17 protein-coding genes and 3 tRNA genes are annotated in these 21,768 nt (G+C 55.5%); 12 read left to right on the forward strand and 8 right to left on the reverse strand.

Translation table 11 applies throughout. From position 1 onward, the window contains the following. Nucleotides 1-112 precede the first annotated feature (112 nt). Together yhdP and tldD are read left to right on the forward strand one after the other, a co-directional pair. Nucleotides 113-3,943: an AsmA2 domain-containing protein YhdP gene (yhdP, locus tag FOV68_RS12755; protein WP_143991025.1), complete on the forward strand. Its 3,831-nt coding sequence runs from the start codon at nt 113-115 to the stop codon at nt 3,941-3,943. 64 nt (nt 3,944-4,007) lie between these two features. Beyond that, nucleotides 4,008-5,453 (forward strand): metalloprotease TldD, encoded by a 1,446-nt coding sequence (gene tldD / locus FOV68_RS12760; protein ID WP_143991026.1) that lies wholly within the window; start codon nt 4,008-4,010, stop codon nt 5,451-5,453. 33 nt (nt 5,454-5,486) lie between these two features. Here tldD and aaeR read toward each other — a convergent pair whose 3' ends face one another. Next, entirely contained in the window at nt 5,487-6,404 is a 918-nt protein-coding gene (aaeR, locus tag FOV68_RS12765; RefSeq protein ID WP_010256055.1) for an HTH-type transcriptional activator AaeR, read from the reverse strand. Nucleotides 6,405-6,634: 230 nt separating this feature from the next. Here aaeR and aaeX point away from each other — a divergent pair, with 230 nt between their 5' ends. From aaeX to FOV68_RS12790, 5 genes are all read left to right on the forward strand, one after another. Next, nucleotides 6,635-6,838, forward strand: coding sequence for a p-hydroxybenzoic acid efflux pump operon protein AaeX (gene aaeX / locus FOV68_RS12770; RefSeq protein ID WP_010256058.1), 204 nt, complete (start codon nt 6,635-6,637; stop codon nt 6,836-6,838). A 7-nt stretch (nt 6,839-6,845) separates the two neighbouring features. Beyond that, complete coding sequence (gene aaeA / locus FOV68_RS12775; protein ID WP_031592721.1) at nt 6,846-7,778, forward strand: p-hydroxybenzoic acid efflux pump subunit AaeA; 933 nt, start codon at nt 6,846-6,848, stop codon at nt 7,776-7,778. A gap of 9 nt (nt 7,779-7,787) precedes the next feature. Continuing rightward, on the forward strand, nt 7,788-9,740 hold the full coding sequence (gene aaeB / locus FOV68_RS12780) for a p-hydroxybenzoic acid efflux pump subunit AaeB (protein WP_010256064.1): 1,953 nt from the start codon (nt 7,788-7,790) through the stop codon (nt 9,738-9,740). A gap of 113 nt (nt 9,741-9,853) precedes the next feature. Beyond that, entirely contained in the window at nt 9,854-11,305 is a 1,452-nt protein-coding gene (locus tag FOV68_RS12785; protein ID WP_033780631.1) for an NAD-dependent succinate-semialdehyde dehydrogenase, read from the forward strand. A gap of 55 nt (nt 11,306-11,360) precedes the next feature. Then, nucleotides 11,361-11,630, forward strand: coding sequence for a hypothetical protein (locus FOV68_RS12790; protein WP_010256069.1), 270 nt, complete (start codon nt 11,361-11,363; stop codon nt 11,628-11,630). Nucleotides 11,631-11,695: 65 nt separating this feature from the next. On the opposite strand, the gene yhcN (FOV68_RS12795) is transcribed toward FOV68_RS12790, so the two are convergent. The 4 genes from yhcN (FOV68_RS12795) to argR all read right to left on the reverse strand — a co-directional run bounded on the left by yhcN (FOV68_RS12795) (nt 11,696) and on the right by argR (nt 13,615). Beyond that, nucleotides 11,696-11,959, reverse strand: a complete 264-nt coding sequence (gene yhcN, locus FOV68_RS12795) for a peroxide/acid stress response protein YhcN (RefSeq protein ID WP_010256072.1) — start codon at nt 11,957-11,959, stop codon at nt 11,696-11,698. Between the two features lie 93 nt (nt 11,960-12,052). Continuing rightward, nucleotides 12,053-12,319 carry a YdgH/BhsA/McbA-like domain containing protein gene (locus FOV68_RS12800; RefSeq protein WP_031592724.1) on the reverse strand — a complete coding sequence of 89 codons (267 nt, stop codon included), beginning with the start codon at nt 12,317-12,319 and terminating at the stop codon, nt 12,053-12,055. 88 nt (nt 12,320-12,407) lie between these two features. Next, nucleotides 12,408-12,671 carry a peroxide/acid stress response protein YhcN gene (yhcN, locus tag FOV68_RS12805; protein WP_022623941.1) on the reverse strand — a complete coding sequence of 88 codons (264 nt, stop codon included), beginning with the start codon at nt 12,669-12,671 and terminating at the stop codon, nt 12,408-12,410. Between the two features lie 473 nt (nt 12,672-13,144). Beyond that, nucleotides 13,145-13,615 (reverse strand): transcriptional regulator ArgR, encoded by a 471-nt coding sequence (gene argR / locus FOV68_RS12810; protein ID WP_010256080.1) that lies wholly within the window; start codon nt 13,613-13,615, stop codon nt 13,145-13,147. Between the two features lie 428 nt (nt 13,616-14,043). Here argR and mdh point away from each other — a divergent pair, with 428 nt between their 5' ends. Then, complete coding sequence (mdh, locus tag FOV68_RS12815; RefSeq protein WP_010699812.1) at nt 14,044-14,982, forward strand: malate dehydrogenase; 939 nt, start codon at nt 14,044-14,046, stop codon at nt 14,980-14,982. A gap of 49 nt (nt 14,983-15,031) precedes the next feature. On the opposite strand, the gene mscM is transcribed toward mdh, so the two are convergent. The 3 genes from mscM to rsgA all read right to left on the reverse strand — a co-directional run bounded on the left by mscM (nt 15,032) and on the right by rsgA (nt 20,496). Further along, entirely contained in the window at nt 15,032-18,361 is a 3,330-nt protein-coding gene (gene mscM / locus FOV68_RS12820) for a miniconductance mechanosensitive channel MscM (RefSeq protein WP_031592725.1), read from the reverse strand. A gap of 14 nt (nt 18,362-18,375) precedes the next feature. After that, nucleotides 18,376-19,275, reverse strand: coding sequence for an archaetidylserine decarboxylase (gene asd / locus FOV68_RS12825; RefSeq protein WP_031592726.1), 900 nt, complete (start codon nt 19,273-19,275; stop codon nt 18,376-18,378). A gap of 171 nt (nt 19,276-19,446) precedes the next feature. After that, on the reverse strand, nt 19,447-20,496 hold the full coding sequence (gene rsgA / locus FOV68_RS12830) for a small ribosomal subunit biogenesis GTPase RsgA (RefSeq protein WP_031592727.1): 1,050 nt from the start codon (nt 20,494-20,496) through the stop codon (nt 19,447-19,449). 101 nt (nt 20,497-20,597) lie between these two features. On the opposite strand from rsgA, the gene orn reads away from it, so the two are divergent. The 4 genes from orn (at nt 20,598) to FOV68_RS12850 (ending at nt 21,581) form a co-directional block, all read left to right on the forward strand. Beyond that, entirely contained in the window at nt 20,598-21,146 is a 549-nt protein-coding gene (orn, locus tag FOV68_RS12835) for an oligoribonuclease (RefSeq protein ID WP_031592728.1), read from the forward strand. 154 nt (nt 21,147-21,300) lie between these two features. Beyond that, nucleotides 21,301-21,376 (forward strand) — tRNA-Gly (locus FOV68_RS12840). A gap of 28 nt (nt 21,377-21,404) precedes the next feature. Continuing rightward, nucleotides 21,405-21,480, forward strand: a tRNA-Gly gene (locus tag FOV68_RS12845). A 25-nt stretch (nt 21,481-21,505) separates the two neighbouring features. Then, nucleotides 21,506-21,581, forward strand: a tRNA-Gly gene (locus FOV68_RS12850). The last annotated feature ends 187 nt before the right edge of the window (nt 21,582-21,768 follow it).

Consider the following 21,768-nt stretch of genomic DNA (forward strand, 5'->3'; position numbering starts at 1 on the left):
TGAAAAATCGCCCTTGTTTGAGATAAAATGCGCGTTTTAACGCTTTTATCGGGAGACGGTCGGGTATGAGAACCAACTATCCGTCGTTTACGGAATACAAGGAGAGGCGTGAGTGAGGCAGTTGCCGAGGATTTTGTTACTGCTGGTCGCGGCAATCATCGTGATTGTCGCGCTGCTGGTCAGCGGATTGCGTCTGGTGATGCCGCATCTCGACAGCTATCGCAGCAACCTTCTGCAATACATCTCCGACAGCAGCGGCGTGCCGGTCAACGCCAGCCAGTTACAGGGTAAATGGGAGAATTTTGGCCCAACCCTGCAGATTCGCGATCTTAGCGTCGATCTGCATGAGAACGGCAAACTCACTATCAAACGTATCAATCTGGCTCTCGACGTCTGGCAGTCCCTGCTGCACTGGCGGTGGCAGTTTCGCGATCTGACCTTCTGGCAGTTGCACCTCGATACTAATCGTCCTTTACTCGACAACGACAAAGAGAAAAACAGCTTCCGTCCGGCGCAGATTAACGAACTCTTCCTGCGTCAGTTTGACCACTTTGATCTGCGTGACAGCACCATCCGTTTCCGCACCCCTTCCGGTCAGCATGCTGAGCTGGCGATCCCGCGCCTCACCTGGGTCAATGAAGATAACCGCCACCGGGCCGAAGGCGAAGTCAGTCTGTCGAGCTTCACCGGCCAGCACGGCGTGGTCCAGGTGCGGCTTGATCTTAACGACAGCAACGGTTTACTCAATGATGGCCGTATCTGGATGCAGGCCGACGACGTCGATATGCGCCCGTGGCTGGGCCGCTGGGTGCGCGACAATACCCGGCTGGATAGCGCCCGATTTAGCCTGGCGGCCTGGGTTAACCTGCGCGATGGCGACATCTATGCCGGCGATCTGCTGCTGCGCAAGGGCGGAGCCAGCTGGCAGGGCGAGACCGGACGACACCGCATTGAAGTCGATGGGCTGACCGCGCATCTGTCACGTTTCCAGAATGGCTGGGTGGTCAATGTGCCACAAACCCGGCTCAGCACCGACGGCCACGCCTGGCCCGCTGGCCACTTCTCTCTGTTATGGCGCCCTGAAGATAAGCAGATGCTGGGACCGGATGGTCAGCCGGAAGTGCGCGTTCGTGCCACACAGCTGGTGCTGAGTCATATTGCGCCGATCGTTCCGCTGTTTGCGCCGCTCTCTCCGGCGCTGTTTGAAAACTGGCAGACGCTGCAGCCACAGGGCACCATCGATGGCCTGGCGCTGGATATTCCGTTACAGCAGCCTGAAAAAACCCGCGTACAGGTGAAGTGGCGTGATTTCAGCTGGCAGCACTGGAAACTGTTGCCGGGCATCAGCCATTTAAGCGGGGAAGCGCGCGGCAGCCTGAGCAATGGTCAGGTCAGTGTTGATATGGGGGCGGCGACCGTTCCCTACGGCGACATGTTCCAGGCTCCGTTAGAGATTAAGCGGGTGACCGGTGCACTGCGCTGGCTGAATGATGATCATGGCCTCACGCTGGCGGGCGAAAATCTTGACCTGGAGGCTCGCTCGCTCTGGGCGCGCGGCGACTTCAGCTACCAGCAGAATAGCGGCGGTGAGCCTCGTCTGGATATTCTGGCCGGTATCCGGCTTACCGATGCGGGCGATGCCTGGCGCTATTTCCCGGTGCCGCTGATGGGGAACAGCCTGACGCACTATCTGAGTGGGGCAGTGAAGGGGGGCAAGGTGGACAACGCCACACTGCTGTTTGCCGGTAATCCGGCGCTGTTCCCGTTCAAGCATAATGATGGCATGTTCCAGGTCTGGGTGCCGCTTCGCCAGGCAACCTATGCGTTTCAGCCCAAATGGCCAGCGTTGAGCAATCTCGATATCGACCTTAACTTCCTGAATGACGGTCTCTGGATGAAAGCGCCAGTGGCGAAACTGGGCGAGGTGGACGCGCACAACGTCACTGCGGTGATCCCCGACTACCTGAAAGAAAAACTGATCATTGAGGGTGATATCAGTGGTGAAGGCCAGCAGATCGCGGACTATTTCGGGCAGACTCCGCTGAAACCTTCACTGGGTGCCGCGCTGGAGCAGCTGGAAATCAAAGGCCGCGTCGGCGGCCACCTGAATCTGGATATCCCGCTGGATGGTGAGCAGGTTCACGCCCGTGGCAATGTGGACCTGAACAATAATTCGCTGTTTATCAAACCATTAAAAACCACCATTAACAATCTCTCAGGGCGCTTCCGTTACGACAACGGAAATCTGGCCAGTGAGGATCTGCGCGCGAACTGGTTTGGTCAGCCAATGGGCGTGCGTTTCAGCACCAAAGAGAATCCGGACGATTTTGGCGTGAACGTCAAACTTCAGGGCGACTGGCAACCCGCTAAAATCAGCCAGCTTCCTGCAGCCGTCAGCAAGCAGCTGGGCGGAAATCTGCCGTGGCAGGGCGACGTCAATATTACGCTGCCCCATCATGGCGGCGCGCGTTATGACGTGACGCTGAACGGTAATGCAAAAGAAGTAAGTAGTCACTTACCTGCGCCGCTGGATAAGAAGGCCGGTGAGGCGATGCTTGTTGCAATCAAGGCCAGTGGCGACCTGCACCATTTCGATCTCAGTGGCAGCGTTGATGCAAACCATCGCTTTAACAGCCGCTGGTTGCTGGAGCCGACGCTGCGCGTCGATCGTGGCATCTGGCTGAATGATGCGCAGAAAACACCTGCTCTGCCCGATCATCCCGGCATGGTGCTGAACCTGCCTGCGCTGGATGGCGAGGCCTGGGTGGCGATGATGGCCGCAGGGGGAGCATCCGCGGGCAGCGAGTCAGGCGGCGGCAGCGGCCTCAAAACCGGTGGCGTCACGCTGCCCGGCAATATCACGCTTCGCAGCCCGGCGGTCACCCTGGCCGGGCAGCAATGGCATGAGGTTGAAGCGACACTGGCTCAGAGTGCAGGCGGCAAGGGCCAGGTCGGCGTCAGGGCTAAAGAGCTGCGTGGTGCGCTGGCAATGGCACCGAAAGCACCGTGGCAGGTGAACCTGGATTACCTTTACTACAACCCGCAGTGGGATAACGGTGAAGGCAAAGGCGGCAAAGCGCCACCTCAAAAAGCCACGACCATTAATTTCAGCCAGTGGCCCGCTTTACAGTTGCGCTGTAAAGAGTGCTGGGTACTGGGTCAGAAATATGGTCAGGTCTCCGCGATGCTGCAACCCCGCGGAGATACGTTAGCGCTTACTAACGGAAAAGTGGATACTGGCAGTTCACAGCTGAAAATCAACGGGGAATGGGTTAACCGCCAGGACGACCAGCGCACTTCGCTGAAGGGCTCGCTGAAAGGCCCGAATATTAATAACGCGACCAACTGGTTTGGCGTCAACACGCCGCTGCGCGATGCGCCATTTGATATTGCCTATGACCTGCACTGGCGCTCTGCTCCCTGGCAGCCCTCGGCAGAGACGCTGAGCGGTACCCTGAAGACCCACTTTGGCAAAGGCCAGATCGCCGATGTGAATACCGGTGCAGCCGGAAAAATCCTGCGGCTGGTGAGCTTTGATGCGCTACTGCGCAAACTGCGCTTCGACTTTAGCGACACCTTCACCAATTCTTTCTACTTCGACTCGATTAACGGCACGGCCTGGATCGAAAACGGCATGATGCGCACCGATAATTTGCTGGTGGATGGCCTGGAAGCGGACATCGCGATGCAGGGTAATCTCGACCTGGTGAAGCGTCAGATCGATATGGAAGCGGTGGTTGCGCCGGAAATATCCGCCTCGGTTGGTGTGGCGACAGCGTTTGCCATCAATCCGGTAATTGGCGCGGCGGTGTTTGCCGCCAGTAAAGTTCTGGCGCCGTTGTGGAACAGGATATCGCTGCTGCGTTATCACATCAGTGGCCCGCTGGATAAACCGGAAATCAATGAAGTGCTGCGTAAACCGCGTGAAACTGACAACAAGTGAATTTGACGCCGTACCGGAATTACCGCAGGCTATGATTATCTGAGCACATAATGAGTGAGAAACGATGACTCTGAACCTGGTAAGTGAGCAGTTACTGACTGCTAACGGCATTAATCAGCAGGACCTATTTTCCCTGTTAGGGCAGCTTTCAGAACGTCGTCTGGATTATGCCGATCTCTATTTTCAGTCCAGTTTTCACGAATCCTGGGTGCTGGAAGACAAAATCATTAAAGATGGCTCCTACCATATCGATCAGGGTGTGGGCGTGCGTGCGGTCAGCGGGGAGAAAACCGGCTTCGCCTATGCCGACCAGATCACGCTGAATGCACTGCGTCTCTCCTCTGAAGCCGCACGCAGCATCGTACGCGAACAGGGAAATGGCAAGGCGCACACGCTTTCTGCCGTGATGAACCGTTCGCTCTATCAGGCGGTCGACCCGCTGAGCAGCCTGACACGTGAAGATAAAATTGCCCTGCTGCATCGCGTTGATAAAGTGGCTCGTGCTGCTGATCCGCGCGTGCAGGAAGTCAATGCCAGCCTGACCGGCGTTTACGAGCAGGTATTGGTAGCCGCGACTGACGGCACGCTGGCGGCAGATGTCCGTCCGCTGGTTCGCCTCTCTATCAGCGTACAGGTGGAAGATCAGGGCAAACGTGAACGCGGCGCAAGCGGCGGCGGTGCGCGCACCGGTTATGCGTTTTTCCTGGCAGATGAAGATGGCGAAGTCCGCGCTGACGCCTGGGCGCGTGAAGCGGTGCGTATGGCGCTGGTGAACCTCTCCGCCGTGGCCGCACCTGCTGGTGCGTTGCCGGTGGTGCTGGGTGCGGGCTGGCCGGGCGTGCTGCTGCATGAAGCGGTCGGTCACGGTCTGGAAGGCGACTTCAATCGCCGTGGCACCTCGGTGTTCAGCGGTAAAATTGGTCAGCAGGTTGCGTCTGACCTCTGTACCGTGGTAGATGACGGCACCCTTGAAGGGCTGCGCGGTTCACTGGCGGTAGATGATGAGGGTGTGCCCGGTCAGTACAACATGCTGATTGAGAATGGTGTGCTTAAAGGCTACATGCAGGACAAGCTGAATGCGCGACTGATGGGGGTTAGCCCTACCGGTAACGGACGTCGTGAATCCTACGCGCATCTGCCGATGCCGCGCATGACCAACACCTATATGCTGGCTGGCAAGTCATCGCCGCAGGATATTATTGAAAGCGTTGAGTATGGCATCTATGCGCCGAACTTTGGTGGCGGTCAGGTGGATATCACCTCCGGCAAATTTGTCTTCTCAACCTCAGAGGCTTATCTGATTGAGAACGGCAAAATCACCAAACCGGTTAAAGGCGCAACGCTGATTGGTTCCGGCATCGAAGCGATGCAGCAGATCTCGATGGTGGGTAATGACCTGGCGCTGGATAAAGGCGTCGGCGTTTGTGGTAAAGAGGGGCAGAGCCTGCCGGTCGGTGTCGGTCAGCCGACCCTGAAGCTGGATAAACTGACCATCGGCGGCACCGCCTGATGTGACCCCAACAACCCGCCGCCTGGCGGGTTGTTAACTTTTACGGTGCTGCTGATACTGTTCAGCCACCTGTTCAAAATAGCCGGTCAGATAATCGATACAGACCTGCACCTTAAGCGGTAACTTATCCTTCTCGGTATAGAGCGCGTAGACCGGGCGCGGATCGGACTGATACTGCGGAAACAGAATATCGATCTCGCCTGCGGTGATCTCATCAATCACCCACATCATCGGCACATAGGCGATGCCATTGCCCGACTTCAGCCAGCGAATCAGCGTCAGGGAATCATTGGTCACAAAACGTCCCTGCGGAGCCAGGCGTGTCACTAATCCTTCCGGCGCAATCAGTTCGAAATTGTTGTCGGGCCGTACGCTATATTCCAGCCAGGAAAAATTATCGATATCACCCGGCTTCTCCGGCGTACCATGCTGCGCCAGATAGCTTTTTGCGGCGCACACCACCATCGGCATCGCACCCAGGCGACGCGAAAACAAGCTGGAATCTTTTAACGCTCCCACCCGAATCACCAGATCCAGGCCATCCGCGATCAGGTCCGGGGCCGGAACGCCGGTGACCAGATTCACACTCAGCCCCGGATATTCCCGCAGCATATCGCTGGTCATGCCGGCTAACACGTTCTGCGCCATGGTAGAGGAGCTGCCAATTCGCAGTACGCCAATGGGCGTATTGTTAAAAGCGTAAAGCTGCTCATGCACCTGCGTCGCTTCGGCCAGCATACGGCGACAGCCCTGATAATAGATTTTGCCCGCTTCGGTCAGGCCGATACTGCGGGTACTGCGATTCAGCAGTTTAACCTGCAATGCATCTTCCAGTTTCGCGACGATCTGGCTGATTGATGAGACGCTCAGATGAAGCTGACGCGCCGCAGCGGTAAACGAACCCAGTTCAACCACTTTAGCGAAGACAGACATGCCTTTCAGTCGTTCCATTATTTACTCTGGCTTAAAAGTGATTTAGATCACATTCTGTAGAAAACTTATAGTCAGGCGCGTTATTATAAGCGCGCCGGGGTATTTCCCGGTGATTCTTCATTGCCTGATACCCTTCGATGATACGCTATTATTAAGCCAGCTGCGGTTCGGATAACGCTTGCAGAGGGTTTTCCCGCGACATCGGAAGAGGCATGAGTATCCCGGCAAGGTCGAACTAAGGATTTGTGATGAGTGTGCTTCCGGTATTTGTCATGTTTGGGCTCTCTTTTCCGCCCATTTTCATCGAACTTATTATTTCACTGATGCTGTTCTGGTTAGTGAAACGCGTGCTTACGCCGAGCGGTATCTACGATCTTGTCTGGCATCCGGCACTTTTTAATACAGCGCTTTACTGCTGTGTGTTTTACCTTGTCTCCCGTTTATTAGTCTGAGGTTTAAGTGAAAGCACTCATAAGAAAAATCGCGCGCTACGCGATTACTATCCTGCTGGTCATTATCGCAGTGGTCATTATTTTCCGTGCCTGGGTCTTCTATACCGAATCGCCCTGGACCCGTGATGCGCGTTTCGCCGCTGACGTGGTGGCGATCTCCCCTGACGTCACTGGCCTGATTACCGAGGTTCCGGTACACGACAACCAGCTGGTGAAGAAGGGCGATACGCTGTTTGTGGTTGACCGGCCGCGCTATCAAAAAGCGCTCGATCAGGCGCAGGCGGATGTTGAATATTACCAGGCGCTGGTCAGTGAGAAACGTCGCGAAGCCGGGCGCCGTAACCAGCTGGGTACCTCCGCAATGTCACGCGAGGCTATCGAGCAATCCAATAACGATTTGCAAACCAGCGAACATCAGCTGGCGAAATCGGTGGCGACACGCGATCTGGCGAAGATCGACCTTGAGCGCACCACTGTGAAAGCGCCATCCGATGGCTGGGTCACCAACCTGAATGTCTACCAGGGTGAGTTTATTACCCGTGGTTCGGTTGCAGTAGCGCTGGTTCAGGAGCACTCCTTCTATGTGCTGGCTTACCTGGAAGAGACCAAACTGCACGGCGTGGAGAAGGGCTTCCGCGCGGAAGTGACCCCACTTGGCAGCAACATCGTGTTGCGCGGCACCGTGGACAGTGTGGCGGCTGGCGTTACCAACAGCAGCAGCTCGGTCGACAGCAAAGGCATGGCCACGGTAGATTCCAATCTGGAGTGGGTCCGTCTGGCGCAGCGTGTGCCGGTGCGCATCCGGCTTGATCAGCAGCCCGGCAATCGCTTCCCGGCGGGCACGACAGCGACAGTGGTGATCACCGGCCAGGCCGATCGTCAGCCTGAACAGGTTTCACCGATGGTCCGACTGTTTAATCGCCTGCGTGAGTTTGGTTAAGAGGGCGATATGATCGAGTTCCTTCGGTTCCCGGTAAAGCTCACCTTTGCGCTGGTATTAGCGCTGATGGTGGGTTTTCACTTTAACCTTGAAACGCCGCGCTGGGCGGTGATGACCGCCGGTATCGTGGCTGGCGGTACCGCGTTTGCTGCCGGGGGTGATCCCTATTCAGGGGCGCTACGCTATCGCGGCGTTTTGCGTATTATCGGGACATTTATTGGCTGTATCGCCGCGCTGACCATCATGATCGCCACTGTGCGTGCGCCGGTCGTGATGCTGCTGCTGTGCTGCATCTGGGCGGGACTCTGCGTCTGGCTCTCTTCGCTGATCAAGGTAGAAAACTCTTACGCGCTCGGACTGGCGGGCTACACCGCGCTGATTATTGTGGTGACGGCTAACGCCAGCGGCGGTCTGACGCTGGTGCCACAATATGCGGTAGAGCGCTGCAGTGAAATCGTACTCGGCATTCTGTGTGCCATTCTGGCCGACATGATTTTCTCACCCCGTTCGATTAAAAAAGTGATCGACGCTGAGGTCGATTCGCTGCTGGTGGCACACTATAACCTGCTGCAACTCTGCGTCGCACACGGTGATAAAGAAGAGGTCGATAAAGCCTGGAGCGCGCTGGTAAGGCGCACCACGGCGCTGAACAGCATGCGCAGCCAGCTGATGATGGAGTCCTCACGCTGGAAGAACAGCAATCGCCGTTTGCAGATGCTCAATACGCTGTCACTGACGCTGATTACACAGGCAGCCGAAACCTTTCTGATCCAGAATTCCCGTCCTGATTACATCCCGCCCCAGTATCGCCTGATGGTCGAAAAACCAGCCTCGACCGTTGAAGAGGTGCATAAGCGGATGAAAGTAATGCGGCGGGTGATTGGTGCCAGCGGCAAATCAACGCCGGTCACGCTGGCCAGTTGGGTAGGCACTGCTACCGAATATCTGCTGCTGCTGAAAGGGATCAAAAGTAATAGCCGGATCACCTCGCTGGAAGAGGAGATTCTGCAGCGCGAGGTGGTGATCCAGGCGCGTTCCGCTGAAACGCATCATGCGATGATCAACGGTATCCGTACCTTTGTGGCGACCGCACTGGGTTCGCTGTTCTGGCTCTATACCGGCTGGACCTCTGGCAGTGGCTGCATGGTCATGCTGGCTGTCATCACCGCACTGGCGATGCGTATGCCCAACCCGCTGATGATGGCAAAGGACTTTCTCTACGGCATGACAGTTGCGGTTCCGCTGGGCGCGCTCTACTTTATGTATGTTCTTCCGGCGACGCAGCAGAGTGCGCTGCTGCTCTGCATCGCCATCGGCCTGCTAGGGTTTATCGGTGGTATCTTCATTCAGCGACGTCAGCTCGGCACGCTGGGGGCATTGATTGGCACCCTTAACGTTCTGGTGCTGGATAATCCGATGGAATTCCACATTAACGTCTTTCTCGATAACGTTCTGGGCCAGGTCATCGGCTGCTTCGTGGCGATGATGGTGATCCTGCTGATTCGTGATAAATCAAAAGCGCGCACCGGCCGCAAACTACTGAACCGCTTTATGTATGCGGCTGTCTCTGCCATGACGACCAATCAGGCGCGCCGGCGTGAAAACCATCTGCCAGCGCTCTATCAGCAACTGTTTCTGCTGCTCAACCTGTTTCCGGGCGATATCAACAAATATCGCATCGCCCTGACGCTGATCATCGGTCATCAGCGGTTACGCGACGCAGAAGTGCCGGTGAATGCCGATCTCTCTGCTTATCACCGGCAGTTGCGTTACACCGCTGATCGGGTGATCTCCGCCAGCAGCGATGACAAGCGGCGTTACTATTTTGAACGTCTGCTGAAAGAGCTGGATGTCTATCAGGAAAAACTGGCCCACTACGAGGCACCCGCCAGCGTAACGGAACCGGTAAAACGACTGGCTATGATGCTGGATAAGTACCAGAACACGCTCATCCAAATCTGAATCTGGCCGCTGTGACCTGCAGCGGCCTGCGCAATCCCCACCCATCACAAAATCTGTCGCTTTTGCCAACTATACTCTCCAGACGGAAGAGCAAAACTGACAGGAGCGAATCAATGAAATCACTGCAAGAGAGCGAACTGTTCCGGACCGGCTATTTAGCGGACGGCCAGTGGCATCAGGCGGCCTCTACCTTTGACGTGACCAATCCGGCGACCGGTGAGGTGATTGCACAGGTGGCAAAAGCAGGTAAAGCTGAAACGGAACAGGCTATCGCCGCAGCGGAGCGCGCATTTCCCGCCTGGCGGGCGCAGACTGCAAAAGCGCGCGCTGAAATTCTCACTCGCTGGTACCAGCTTATCATTGAGAACAAACGCTGGCTGGGACAGCTGATGACGACCGAACAGGGCAAGCCCCTGAAAGAGGCGGAAGGGGAAGTTGAATACGCCGCCAGTTTTATTCAGTGGTTCGCAGAGCAGGCGAAGCGGACCAATGGTGAGATCATCCCGCCAGCTAAACCCGGCTCCCGTATTCTGGCAACCCGCGAACCGATTGGCGTTGTGGCTGCCATTACGCCGTGGAATTTCCCGATGGCGATGCTGACCCGCAAACTGGGGCCAGCTCTGGCTGCCGGCTGCACCGGCATTATCAAACCCGCCAATAACACCCCACTCTCCGCCTTTGCCCTGCTGGCGCTGGCGAAGGAGGCAGGCGTGCCTGATGGTGTACTGAATGCGGTAGCCGGTGATACCCATGCCATCAGCGATGCCATCATGGCCAGCAAAGCGGTGCGTAAAATCTCGTTCACCGGCTCCACCCAGGTGGGCAAGCTGCTAATGCGCAATGCTGCCGAAACCATGAAAAAAGTATCGATGGAGCTGGGGGGGAATGCCCCTTATATCGTGTTTGACGATGCCGACATTGATGCCGCCGTGCAGGGCGCTATTGCCAACAAATTCCGTAATGCGGGTCAGGTGTGCGTCAGCGTAAACCGCTTCTACATTCACAATGCTATCTATGATCGTTTTACTCAGCAGCTGGCTGCCGAAGTGAACAAGCTGAAGGTGGGCAATGGCATGGAAGAGGGCGTGATTGTCGGGCCATTGATTGAGGCATCGGCGGTGGAAAAGGTTGAGCAGCACGTCAATGATGCGGTAGCAAAAGGCGGTAAATTACTGGCGGGTGGCGAGCGACATGCGCTGGGTGGCAACTTCTGGCAGCCCACTGTGATTACTGAGGCGCACGAAGGGATGCAGCTCGCGCAGGAGGAGACCTTTGGTCCGGTGGCTGCCTGCTTCCGCTTTGATGATGAAGATGACGTCATCCGCCGCGCTAACGATACGCCGTTCGGCCTTGCCGCATACTTTTACACCCAGAATCTGCAGCGGGTGTTCCGTGTTTCAGCCGCGCTGGAAAGCGGCATGATCGGCATTAATGAATGTGCCGTATCAACCGAGCTGGCGCCGTTTGGTGGTGTAAAAGAGTCGGGGCTGGGCCGCGAAGGTTCGGTTCTTGGCATGGAAGAGTATCTGGAGGTCAAAGCGCTGCACCTGGGCGGTTTGAGCTAGCGGACAGTAACGGGCGGCGAAGGTCGCCCGCAGACGGAGCATGGGAGCCGTCAGCATGAAAATCGAGCGTTTTGATTTTAATGAAATTGTCGATCAGGCCCATTTCTTCCGCCAGTTCAGCGAGCGATTTGCGCTGGAGGAGCGCCGCATCTGCGATCTGGATGGATTATGGGATGTGGTGACGGGCGATCTGTTACCGCTGCCGCTGGAGATTGAGTTTGTTAATCTGGGCAGGGGACAGCGACGGCGTTATGGCGCGCTGATTCTGTTATTTGATGAAGCGGAAGAGGAGCTGGAAGGTCAGCTTCATTTTAACGTCAGATAAAACGTCAGATGAAAAAAGGCCCCGGCGAGCGGGGCCAAAGGGTTCGTCATACATCTGACGAGGAATTACTTATAAAGCTGTGCGGTGATGTGATAGTTATCGCCGGTGCGCGCCTCAATAACTTTATAGGCACTGGCACCCTGTTCATCCGCTTTCTGAGAAAGCTCAGCGCGGTAATCCATTGGCGATCCCGCGGTTCCACTGATGGTTACGGTGCCCGCAGGCTGCAGGTTCTGCGTCTGATCGCCGGTGACCAGCTGTGCGGCTGATGCACCGAACGCCATGACGGAAAGCAGACTGACTGTAGCGATGGTTGTTTTGATATTCATGATTATCTCCTCAATACATTCAACAACCTGCGGTTACTCGTAAAGGCGGGTCGTCGATATCTTCTGACGCCCTTCAGGCGTCATCACGGTTAATTATTTATAAAGCTCAGCGGTAACGTGCCAGGTGTTATCCTGGTTGTTTTCGATGATGCGATAGTGGCTCGCGCCCTGGGCATCCGCTTTCTCTGACAGCACCTGACGGATATGCGTCTGGTCGCCATTTCGTCCACCAATGCTGATGGTCTGATTCATTGGCTGCAGACCCTGTGCCTGTTCGCTGGACACCAGGCTGGCGGCGTTAGCACCCACTGAGAACAGGGATGCCAGACTCAGTGCAGCGATAGCTAATTTCATTTTCATGGTCAACTCTCCTGAAATTTCTGCTTCAGCTCTCCGGAGCGCAAAAGGGCGCGTCAGACAGAGAGCAGATGGCATTATCGGTTAGGCCTTAGTTATACAGTGCGGCGGTAGCGTGATAGTTGCCGTTGTTGTATGCCTCAATCACGCGATAGGCTTTTGCGCCCTGCTGATCGGCTTTGTCGCTGAGTTTCTGTTTGATATCCATCGGTGAACCCGCCACGCCGCTGACACTGATGGTGCCGACAGCCTGCAGATTCTGTGCCTGTGACGCATCAATAGATTCTGCTGCCACAGCACCAAATGATAGGGCTGAGAGAATACTCAGGGTAGCAATAGTAGTTTTTACGTTCATAGATTTTTCCTCGTCGTCTATTTTTATCTTTTTATTTAGTGTGATTTGCATCACGAAAAGAAGTATAGAACTAATAACGGAAGAAATTAATACCCCGCTAATAATGTTTTTTTGTGATTCTTTATCCTTATGGCTACTTTTAATAACTTAACGTTATAAAAAAAGGATAAAAAGTAACCTTTAAGCCACTTTTAATTGCAAAAACAGTGAGATAGATCACTTTAACTTTTAGTGCGAAAGTGGAGGTGTATCGGGCTGGAGTTTGATCTGGATCCGGGCAATGGTGCCGGTTCAGTGATGTAAAGCAGTGTAAAATAGCGCAGAAAGTGAAGCAGAGTTATCGATCTGACCAACAGCCGGGCGTGTAAAAGCAGGCTTATTACTTACCCAGAGCGGGTAACTGTTGTGGAAAGGGGTGAGCAGAGAGAACGAACTGACGATCTGGCGCATGATGGCCGGTCGTCAGTCCGCGATCAGAGTTCCTGTTCAAACAGGGTGAGGATGGCACCGTGCAGCTGCTTAACGGTGAAGTCGCGCGCGCGGGTGATAAAGATTGTGTCATCACCCGCGATGGTACCCAGAATCCCGTGCGACTTACCCAGTGAATCCAGCATACGTGCAATCAGCTGTGCTGCGCCGGGACTGGTATGAATCACCACCAGGGCATCGTTGTAGTCGATATCCAGTACCAGGTTTTTTAACGGGCTGGTGGTGGTCGGCACACCCAACTCAGCGGGCAGGCAATAAACCATCTCCATCCTGGCATTCCGGGTGCGCACTGCGCCAAACTTGGTCAGCATCCGCGAGACTTTGGACTGATTGATATTTTCAAAGCCCTCATCCTGAAGCGCCTGAACAATTTCGCCCTGGGAACTGAATTTTTCTTCTTTTAATAAGGCTTTGAAAGCCTTAACCAGATCGTCTTGTTTCGATGGGTTTCGCATAGGTTACCAATAAATAGAGAGAATAACCGCGCATCCGCCCGCGGCAGAGTGGTGATTATGCATTTATATGCATTTTTATGCAATCGTTCGATTGATGAGCAGCGTCCGGGCGGCTAGCGGGCGGCGATAATAGCAAATAAATCCGCTCAGACCAAAACACGCGTCACAGCCCCGGAAGGCGAAGGTTGCAAAGTTGTTATATTATTGGTGGTGTAGTAACAGAAAACGCACGTAGCCGTTCTCTGTCTGACGACGGCAAAGTTGTCGGTCATTCAGGTGCAATGATAAGTAACTTTTGAATCCGGAGATTAAGTGTGAAAACACGTAGAATTAACAACGGATATTTATCATCGCCTGAGCAGTTGATTAAGGTCTGACACAGATAGAATTTCGGCCCATCTCTGCCCCACCTTAATAAGGAGTTAAGAATGAAAGTTGCCGTTCTCGGTGCCGCTGGCGGCATAGGCCAGGCGCTCGCACTTCTGCTCAAAACCCAGCTTCCCGCAGGTTCAGAACTCTCACTGTATGACATCGCGCCGGTTACGCCGGGTGTTGCCGTTGATCTTAGCCATATTCCTACCGCAGTGGCTATTCAGGGATTCAGTGGAGAAGACGCCACGCCTGCCTTACAGGGTGCCGATGTGGTACTGATTTCCGCTGGTGTCGCACGCAAGCCCGGTATGGATCGCGCCGACCTGTTTAACGTTAACGCAGGTATCGTCCGTAACCTGATCGAACAGGTTGCCACAACGGCACCTAAAGCGTTGATTGGTGTCATCACCAATCCGGTCAATACCACCGTGGCCATTGCGGCAGAAGTGCTGAAAAAGCACGGTGTTTACGACAAAAATCGGCTGTTCGGCGTGACCACGCTGGATATCATTCGCGCCAATACTTTTGTGGCTGCATTGAAAGGCAAGCAGCCTGACCAGGTGGAAGTCCCGGTCATTGGTGGCCACTCCGGCGTAACCATTCTGCCGCTGCTGTCGCAGGTTAAAGGCGTCAGCTTCAGCGATCAGGAAGTGGCCGATCTGACCAAACGCATCCAGAACGCCGGCACCGAAGTGGTGGAAGCCAAAGCGGGTGGCGGCTCGGCCACGCTGTCGATGGGCCAGGCAGCCGCACGTTTCGGTTTGTCACTGGTACGCGCGCTGAAGGGTGAAGCTAATGTGGTGGAGTGTGCTTACGTAGAAGGCGAGGGTGAACATGCGCGCTTCTTCTCGCAGCCGCTGCTGCTGGGTAAAAACGGTGTGGCTGAACGCAGGCCGATTGGTACCCTCAGCGCTTACGAACAACAGGCGCTGTCAGGCATGCTTGATACGCTGAAGAAAGATATCGCCCAGGGCGAAGAGTTCGTTAAGCAGTAACTGACGGCTCAGACTTGCAATAACGCCCGGCTTTGCCGGGCGTTTTGCATTACAGTCCGCCAGACTTATAGGCGCGGGCAGCGGGTGTGCCGTTGCTGGCAGGCAGCTTCTTACCCAGGGTTTCCATACGCATCTGGAACGGCGGGAACGGCATCTCAATACCGTGCTGATCAAATCCGCTCAGAATCAACTGATGCAGTTCGTGACGCAGCGGCATACGGTGTCCCATCTCAGCGGCATGCACACGAAGTTCAAATAACTGAATTCCCTGCTGCAGATCGACCAGGAAGGCTTCCGGTTGCGGCGTGTCCAGGACATAGCTGCAGCGTTCAGCCGCCTGGATCAGAATGGTGGTCACCTGTTCACTGCTGACTTTTGCCGGAGCCGGAATGGTGAGCACCACACGCGTCACGGAATCGGACAGCGACCAGTTAATAAACTGCTCGGTGATAAAGGCCTTGTTCGGCACGATGATCTCTTTGCGGTCCCAGTCGGTAATGGTGGTCGCGCGGGTATTAATCCGCGTGATACTGCCGGTCAGGTCGCGGATCGTCACGGTATCGCCAATACGAATCGGCTTTTCGAACAGGATTATCAGACCTGAGATAAAGTTGGCAAAAATCTCCTGCAAACCAAACCCCAGTCCCACACCCAGCGCGGCAACCAGCCACTGCAGCTTAGACCACTCAATACCAATCATTGAGAAACCAATCAGCCCGCCAATCAACAGCAGCAGATATTTGGTCAGTGTGGTGATGGCGTAACCCGTACCTGGCGTCAGATTAAGATGCTGCAACAGCGCCAGCTCAAGCAGCGCGGGCATATTGCGCACCAGCTGAGTGGTGATAATAAACACCAGAATGGCAATCAGCACCGACCCCAGACTGATGGGCTGAATCGACTCTACGCCCTGTACTGAGGTACTGACGTCCCACAGCGGAATATTCTCCAGGAAACTAAAGGCCGAATGGATTTCTGACCACAGCACAATCACGGAGACCAGTGCGATAAGCATCAGGATAGAGCGTACCAGCCGCAGCGACTGCGCACTGATCGCATCCAGATCAATTACCGGCTCTTCAATTTCAATCGCATCAGTGTTCAGAGAGCCTTGCTCCTTCTCTTCTTCACTGCGCGCACGGTTAGCCAGCATATCGGCACGGCGCTGACGGGCGCGATCAAAGCCAAGACGGCGACGCTGAATCAGCATCCAGCGCCGGATAATGTGATAGATAACCAGCAGCAGGAACCAGATGGCGACAGAGGTCTCCAGTCGCGCCAGCAGCGCCTGCGCGGTAGCCAGATAACCCACAGCGGAGGCGAGAGCCGCCATCAGCGGCATAGCGATCATCAGGTTCCACAGCATCCGGTTCACCATGTTCTCGCCATTTCCCTCTTTATCGAGATAGAGCGGAATCCCGGAACGCTTCAGGCTCACGGTGACAATGCTGATTGCCCCGCAGATCAGGATGAAACAGAGACGGCCCAGCGAGGAGGAGAACTGCCGATCTTCCAGATTACCAAAGGCGATCAGCAACATAATCAGCGGCACAATCAATCCGATGCTCAGCGAGTAGTAGCGCATGGCGCGCGCCACCCGGTTTTGCGGCCAGCGGAAATGCACAATGAACAGGCCGTTAGGACGGGCAAAGGCAGCGCTGATCATAAACGCCCACAGCAGTGGCAGCGTGGCGGTAATGCCATCACCAATCGCTACGGCGATAGGGTAGGGCCAGGCGTTCTGCAGGCCATAACCCAGCGCACCCCATAACACCGGTAGCGGCAACGCCACCAGGATCGACCAGAACAGGGTACGGATAGTCAGGCGGAAACGATCCTGAGTGACCTTGCCGACTTTGCTGGCGGAACGGTCAAGGAAAGCATTGAAGTGGCGGCGCGAACTGATGCTGAAGCCGACCAGCAGCAATGCCCCAATAATCGGCAGCACCGAGTTACGGCTGGTAAACATCATCGCCATCGCTTTGCCGAGCTGACCCAGCGTATCCAGCGACAGCAGACGGGAAAGATCTTTGGCCAGATCCAGCGGATAACTCAAACCAATCGGGTTAACGTCGGCGGTCCAGAACAGATAGCGGTGCGTCGCCTCTTTGACTTCCGTCAGCGCATCCTGCAACTGCGTGTTGCCAACCTTGAGCTTGGTAATCTCCAGAATCAGCGTGTCACAGCCGGAGATCAGCGAATTGAGCAGTTCTCTCTGAGTGCGTAGCTGCGCATCAAGAATACGCTTCTGATCTGCGGTGAAGGGCTGACCATCGGCCTGCCGTCCCTTGCGCAGCGCCTCCTGGCGCTCCAGCAGATCTTCATAATTGAGACGCTGCACGCGAAGCTGTGCCATCTCATTATCAATCTGCTGCGACTTGGGCATCTCCGGCAGACGCGCGACCTGCGCCCGTAGCGCTTCGCCCAGCAGATTAGAGGCACCCAGCCACTGCGACTGTTCACGCAGGGTAGAGAGCGCCTGGCGGACCTGAATAATCTGGTTGGTGGCCAGTCGCTGCTGCGACGCCACCAGATCCATGCGCTGCGCCTGCTGATTCAGGGCAACCGAGAGTTCACGGTTAACCCGAAACTGATCGCTGATCTCTGGCGGAAGATCGCCACTGTTTTCCGCCAGTTGCTCGGTGCGGGCCAGCGCGACTTCGGCTTCACGTTGCCGCTGATCGTTGAGCTGGTTGCGCAGCGCCTGAAGATAGTTATCGAGCTGAGTCGCTTTACGCTGGTGGGCTTCAGCCCGCATCCGCGCCAGCTCCTGACGGTTGTTGGCAGAAAGCTGTGCCAGCTCAAGTTCATCGACCAGCGCTTTATTCGCGGCGCTTTCCGCCTGGCGAGCCGCCAGTTGCAGTTGCCCCTGTGGCGAACTGCTGCTGACGCTCTGCAAACGGCGTTCACTCTCCGTCATCGCCCGGCGTGCTTCAGTCTGCTGCTGCGGCAGTTGCGACAGCGAATCACTGATTTCCCGCGCCCGATCCTGCTCCTGCCGTGCCTGACGCCCCTCTTCCAGCAGCTGGCTGCTGACCTGCAGGATCTCCTGATCCAGCTCGGCGCTGCTCATGTTATTGCGCACGGTTTTCCCGCTGTCACTCAGCGCGGCGATCTGCTGACGCAGTTCGCGCGCCAGACGCGGAAAATCATCAATAACCTGCTGATATTGCGCCGCGCGCTCCAGCGATTCATCACGTTCAGAGAGAAAGTTTAAGGCAGCTTCAATCGTCTGGATCTGTTCAGCCTGCGAGGGGGAACTTTTGGCCGATTTTATCTCTTCCAGCTGCTGTTTGAGCTGGCTGGCGTCAGGAAGGCTGGCCGCGAAGGCCGGGCTGCTGAGCCACAGGCTCAGCAGCAGGAGGAGAATCGAACGCACAGAGGACACTCAATTTAATCGACGATGACGTCGGACATGTCTGTCGCGACCGGCAGCGCAATCGCCAGCGGTTGACCCAGACGGGTTTTGCTTTCTGCTTCCAGGCTTTCAGCCAGTTTGACGCGGCCAGGTGCGAACAGGTTGATGACGGTAGAGCCAAGCTTAAAGCGGCCCATTTCCTGGCCTTTCAACAGCACCACGGCGCCTTCATCATCCGCTGCCGGATAGTGCCAGCGCTTGATCACGCCTTCACGCGGTGGCGTGATGGTGCCAGCCCAGACGGTTTCGATGCTGCCGACAATGGTGGCACCCACCAGGATTTGCACCATCGGCCCGATATCGGTTTCGAAGTAGCAGATGACGCGCTCGTTACGGGCGAACAGGTTGGGAATATTACGCGCGGTCAGCGGGTTAACGGAGTAGAGGTCGCCAGGCACATAAATCATCTCACGCAGGATGCCGTTGCACGGCATATGGACGCGGTGATAATCACGAGGTGCCAGATAGGTGGTGACGAACTCGCCATCAACAAATTGGGCTGCCATGCGCTCATCACCCGCCAGCAGGGCGTCAATGGTGTAGTGATGACCTTTAGCCTGGAAAATCTGATCGCCTTCAATGTGGCCGAGCTGGCTGATAGCGCCATCCGCGGGCAGGGCGATGAGATTGGCATCGGCATCCACCGGACGCGCATCGTCTTTCAGCGGACGAACGAAAAAGTCATTAAAGGTACGATAGCTGGCGGTATCGGGCTTGCGCGCTTCCGCCATGTCGACTTTGTAAAACCAGACAAAGATGTCAATGACCAGTTTGGTCAACCAACCACCGCGGCGACTGGCGCCCCAACCGGCAAGTTCAGTCAGCCATTTCTTCGGGAGAATATGATTCAAGCCGAGTTTTAAACGATCAAACACCTTAGCCTCCTGGCTATTTTATGACGTTGTAAAAAAGGGGGCGGATTGTAGCAGCGCCCCGTTCAGATGGCGACTATACCCGATTTCCGGCACGCTGCACGGTCTGGACGCGCGACTGGAATGCACCTCGCAAAATGCCCCGGCTTATCCGTTCAGACGCGGTTATACCGATTAACTTTCACCATCAGGGAAATTTTTACGCGTTTTTACCTGCGCCATGCTCTCCAGGATACGGTGGTAGTTATCAAAACGGGACCTGTTGATTTTGCCCTGTTCGACCGCTTCGCGGATGGCACAGCCGGGATCGCTGCCGTGTTTACAATCGCGGAATTTGCAATCGCCAAGGAATGCGCGGAATTCGACAAATCCGCGGGTAATTTGTTCCGGCTCAAGATGCCATAAACCGAACTCACGCACGCCGGGTGAATCGATCACATCGCCGCCGTCCGGGAAGTGATAAAGGCGTGATGCGGTTGTGGTGTGCTGGCCTAAGCCTGAGCCATCCGAAACCTCGTTAGTCAGAATAGCGACCTGCTCTTCTTTGTCGAAGCCGAGCAGGGCATTCAGCAGACTCGATTTGCCGACGCCAGACTGACCGGCAAAGATACTGATGCGGTCGGTCAGCGCCGCTTTCAGGTCGTCCAGGCCGTTTTTCGCCCGGCTGGAGACCATCACCACGCGATAGCCAATATTGCGATAGATATCCATCTGCTTATCGACAGACGCGCGCGCCTTGTCATCCAGCAGATCGGTTTTGTTCAGTACCAGCAACGGTTCAATGTCCAGCGTTTCGCTGGCAACCAGATAGCGGTCGATGATGTTTAACGACAGTTCAGGCAGGATCGCGGAGACGACGATGATCTGGTCGATATTCGCCGCCATCGGCTTCACGCCGTCGTAAAAATCGGGGCGGGTTAATACGCTGGTGCGCTCATGCACCGCTTCAACGATACCTTTGTTGCCGCTGGTTGCCGGACGCCACAGCACCCGGTCGCCGGTGACCAGCGAACGAATGGTTCGGCGGATATTGCAGCGGTGGGCGACGCCTGCGCTATCCTCAACATCAGCGTGCATGCCAAAACGGCTGACAACGACCCCATCTGCAGCTTCACCAAACAGGTTGTCATCCGCTTCCGGACGCTCTTTGCGCTGGTTGAGACGGCGATCGTGGTTAGCGCTTACGCGGCGTTGTTGGCCCTTCGACAGTTTATTTTTACTCACTCACCCTCACAGCGTTAGCCAGATTTCGCCCGGCTGGGCAAAACGTCTATGATACACCTTATTCATCGTAAATGACGACTACAGCAACCGCAGGAAACAGCATGCCTACTGGAAATGAACAGAATCTGATCTGGATTGATCTTGAGATGACCGGACTTGATCCGACGCACGATCGTATTATTGAAATTGCGACCCTGGTGACTGACGCCAACCTGAACATTCTGGCGGAAGGGCCGGTCATGGCCGTTCATCAGTCAGATGCGCAGCTGGCGCTGATGGATGAGTGGAATGTCCGCACCCACACCAACAGCGGTCTGGTTGCGCGGGTGAAGGAGAGTCAGATTGACGATCGCGCAGCAGAGCTGGCGACCATTGAGTTCCTGAAGCAGTGGGTTCCGGCGAACACCTCGCCTATCTGCGGCAACAGCATCGGGCAGGATCGTCGTTTCCTGTTTAAGTACATGCCTGAGCTGGAAGCGTACTTCCACTATCGTTATCTGGATGTCAGTACCCTGAAAGAGCTGGCTCGTCGCTGGAAACCCGATATCCTTCCTGGCTTCAAAAAAGGGGGGACGCACCAGGCTCTGGATGATATCCGCGAGTCCGTGGCGGAGCTGGCGTACTACCGCGAACACTTTTTGCAGCTTTAATCGGCGACGGGTGCGCATGAAATCACCAGGTTGCTGATTTAATCAGCAAACGCGCGGAAAGCGAAAATTTTTGCTTTCAGACGCTTGCAGCAGCAACGATTTCTCGTATAATGCGCACCCCGTACCGGTGAAGAATTTATTAACGGTACAAGGCGCGGGAATAGCTCAGTTGGTAGAGCACGACCTTGCCAAGGTCGGGGTCGCGAGTTCGAGTCTCGTTTCCCGCTCCAGTTTTAAAATGTAAGCAGTACCCTCTATGCGGGAATAGCTCAGTTGGTAGAGCACGACCTTGCCAAGGTCGGGGTCGCGAGTTCGAGTCTCGTTTCCCGCTCCAGTTTTATTTAGCAGTGCCCTTCTATGCGGGAATAGCTCAGTTGGTAGAGCACGACCTTGCCAAGGTCGGGGTCGCGAGTTCGAGTCTCGTTTCCCGCTCCAGATTTAACATCACCCTCATTTCAGTCCGTTATGCGGCTGTTTTACGTCGCGTGATTATGATTTTTTCATGAAGGTTATCCACAGCACTGCACCCCATCGTCTGCGCCTGTTACGGCGATCTGTAAATGGCTTTTGAACAGAGTTATCCACAGTCTCACAGGTTAACCGAAGCGATAGCCTCATTATT

Origin of the sequence: Pantoea sp. paga (assembly GCF_007558755.1) — a bacterium.
Taxonomy (GTDB): Bacteria; Pseudomonadota; Gammaproteobacteria; order Enterobacterales; family Enterobacteriaceae; genus Pantoea; species Pantoea agglomerans.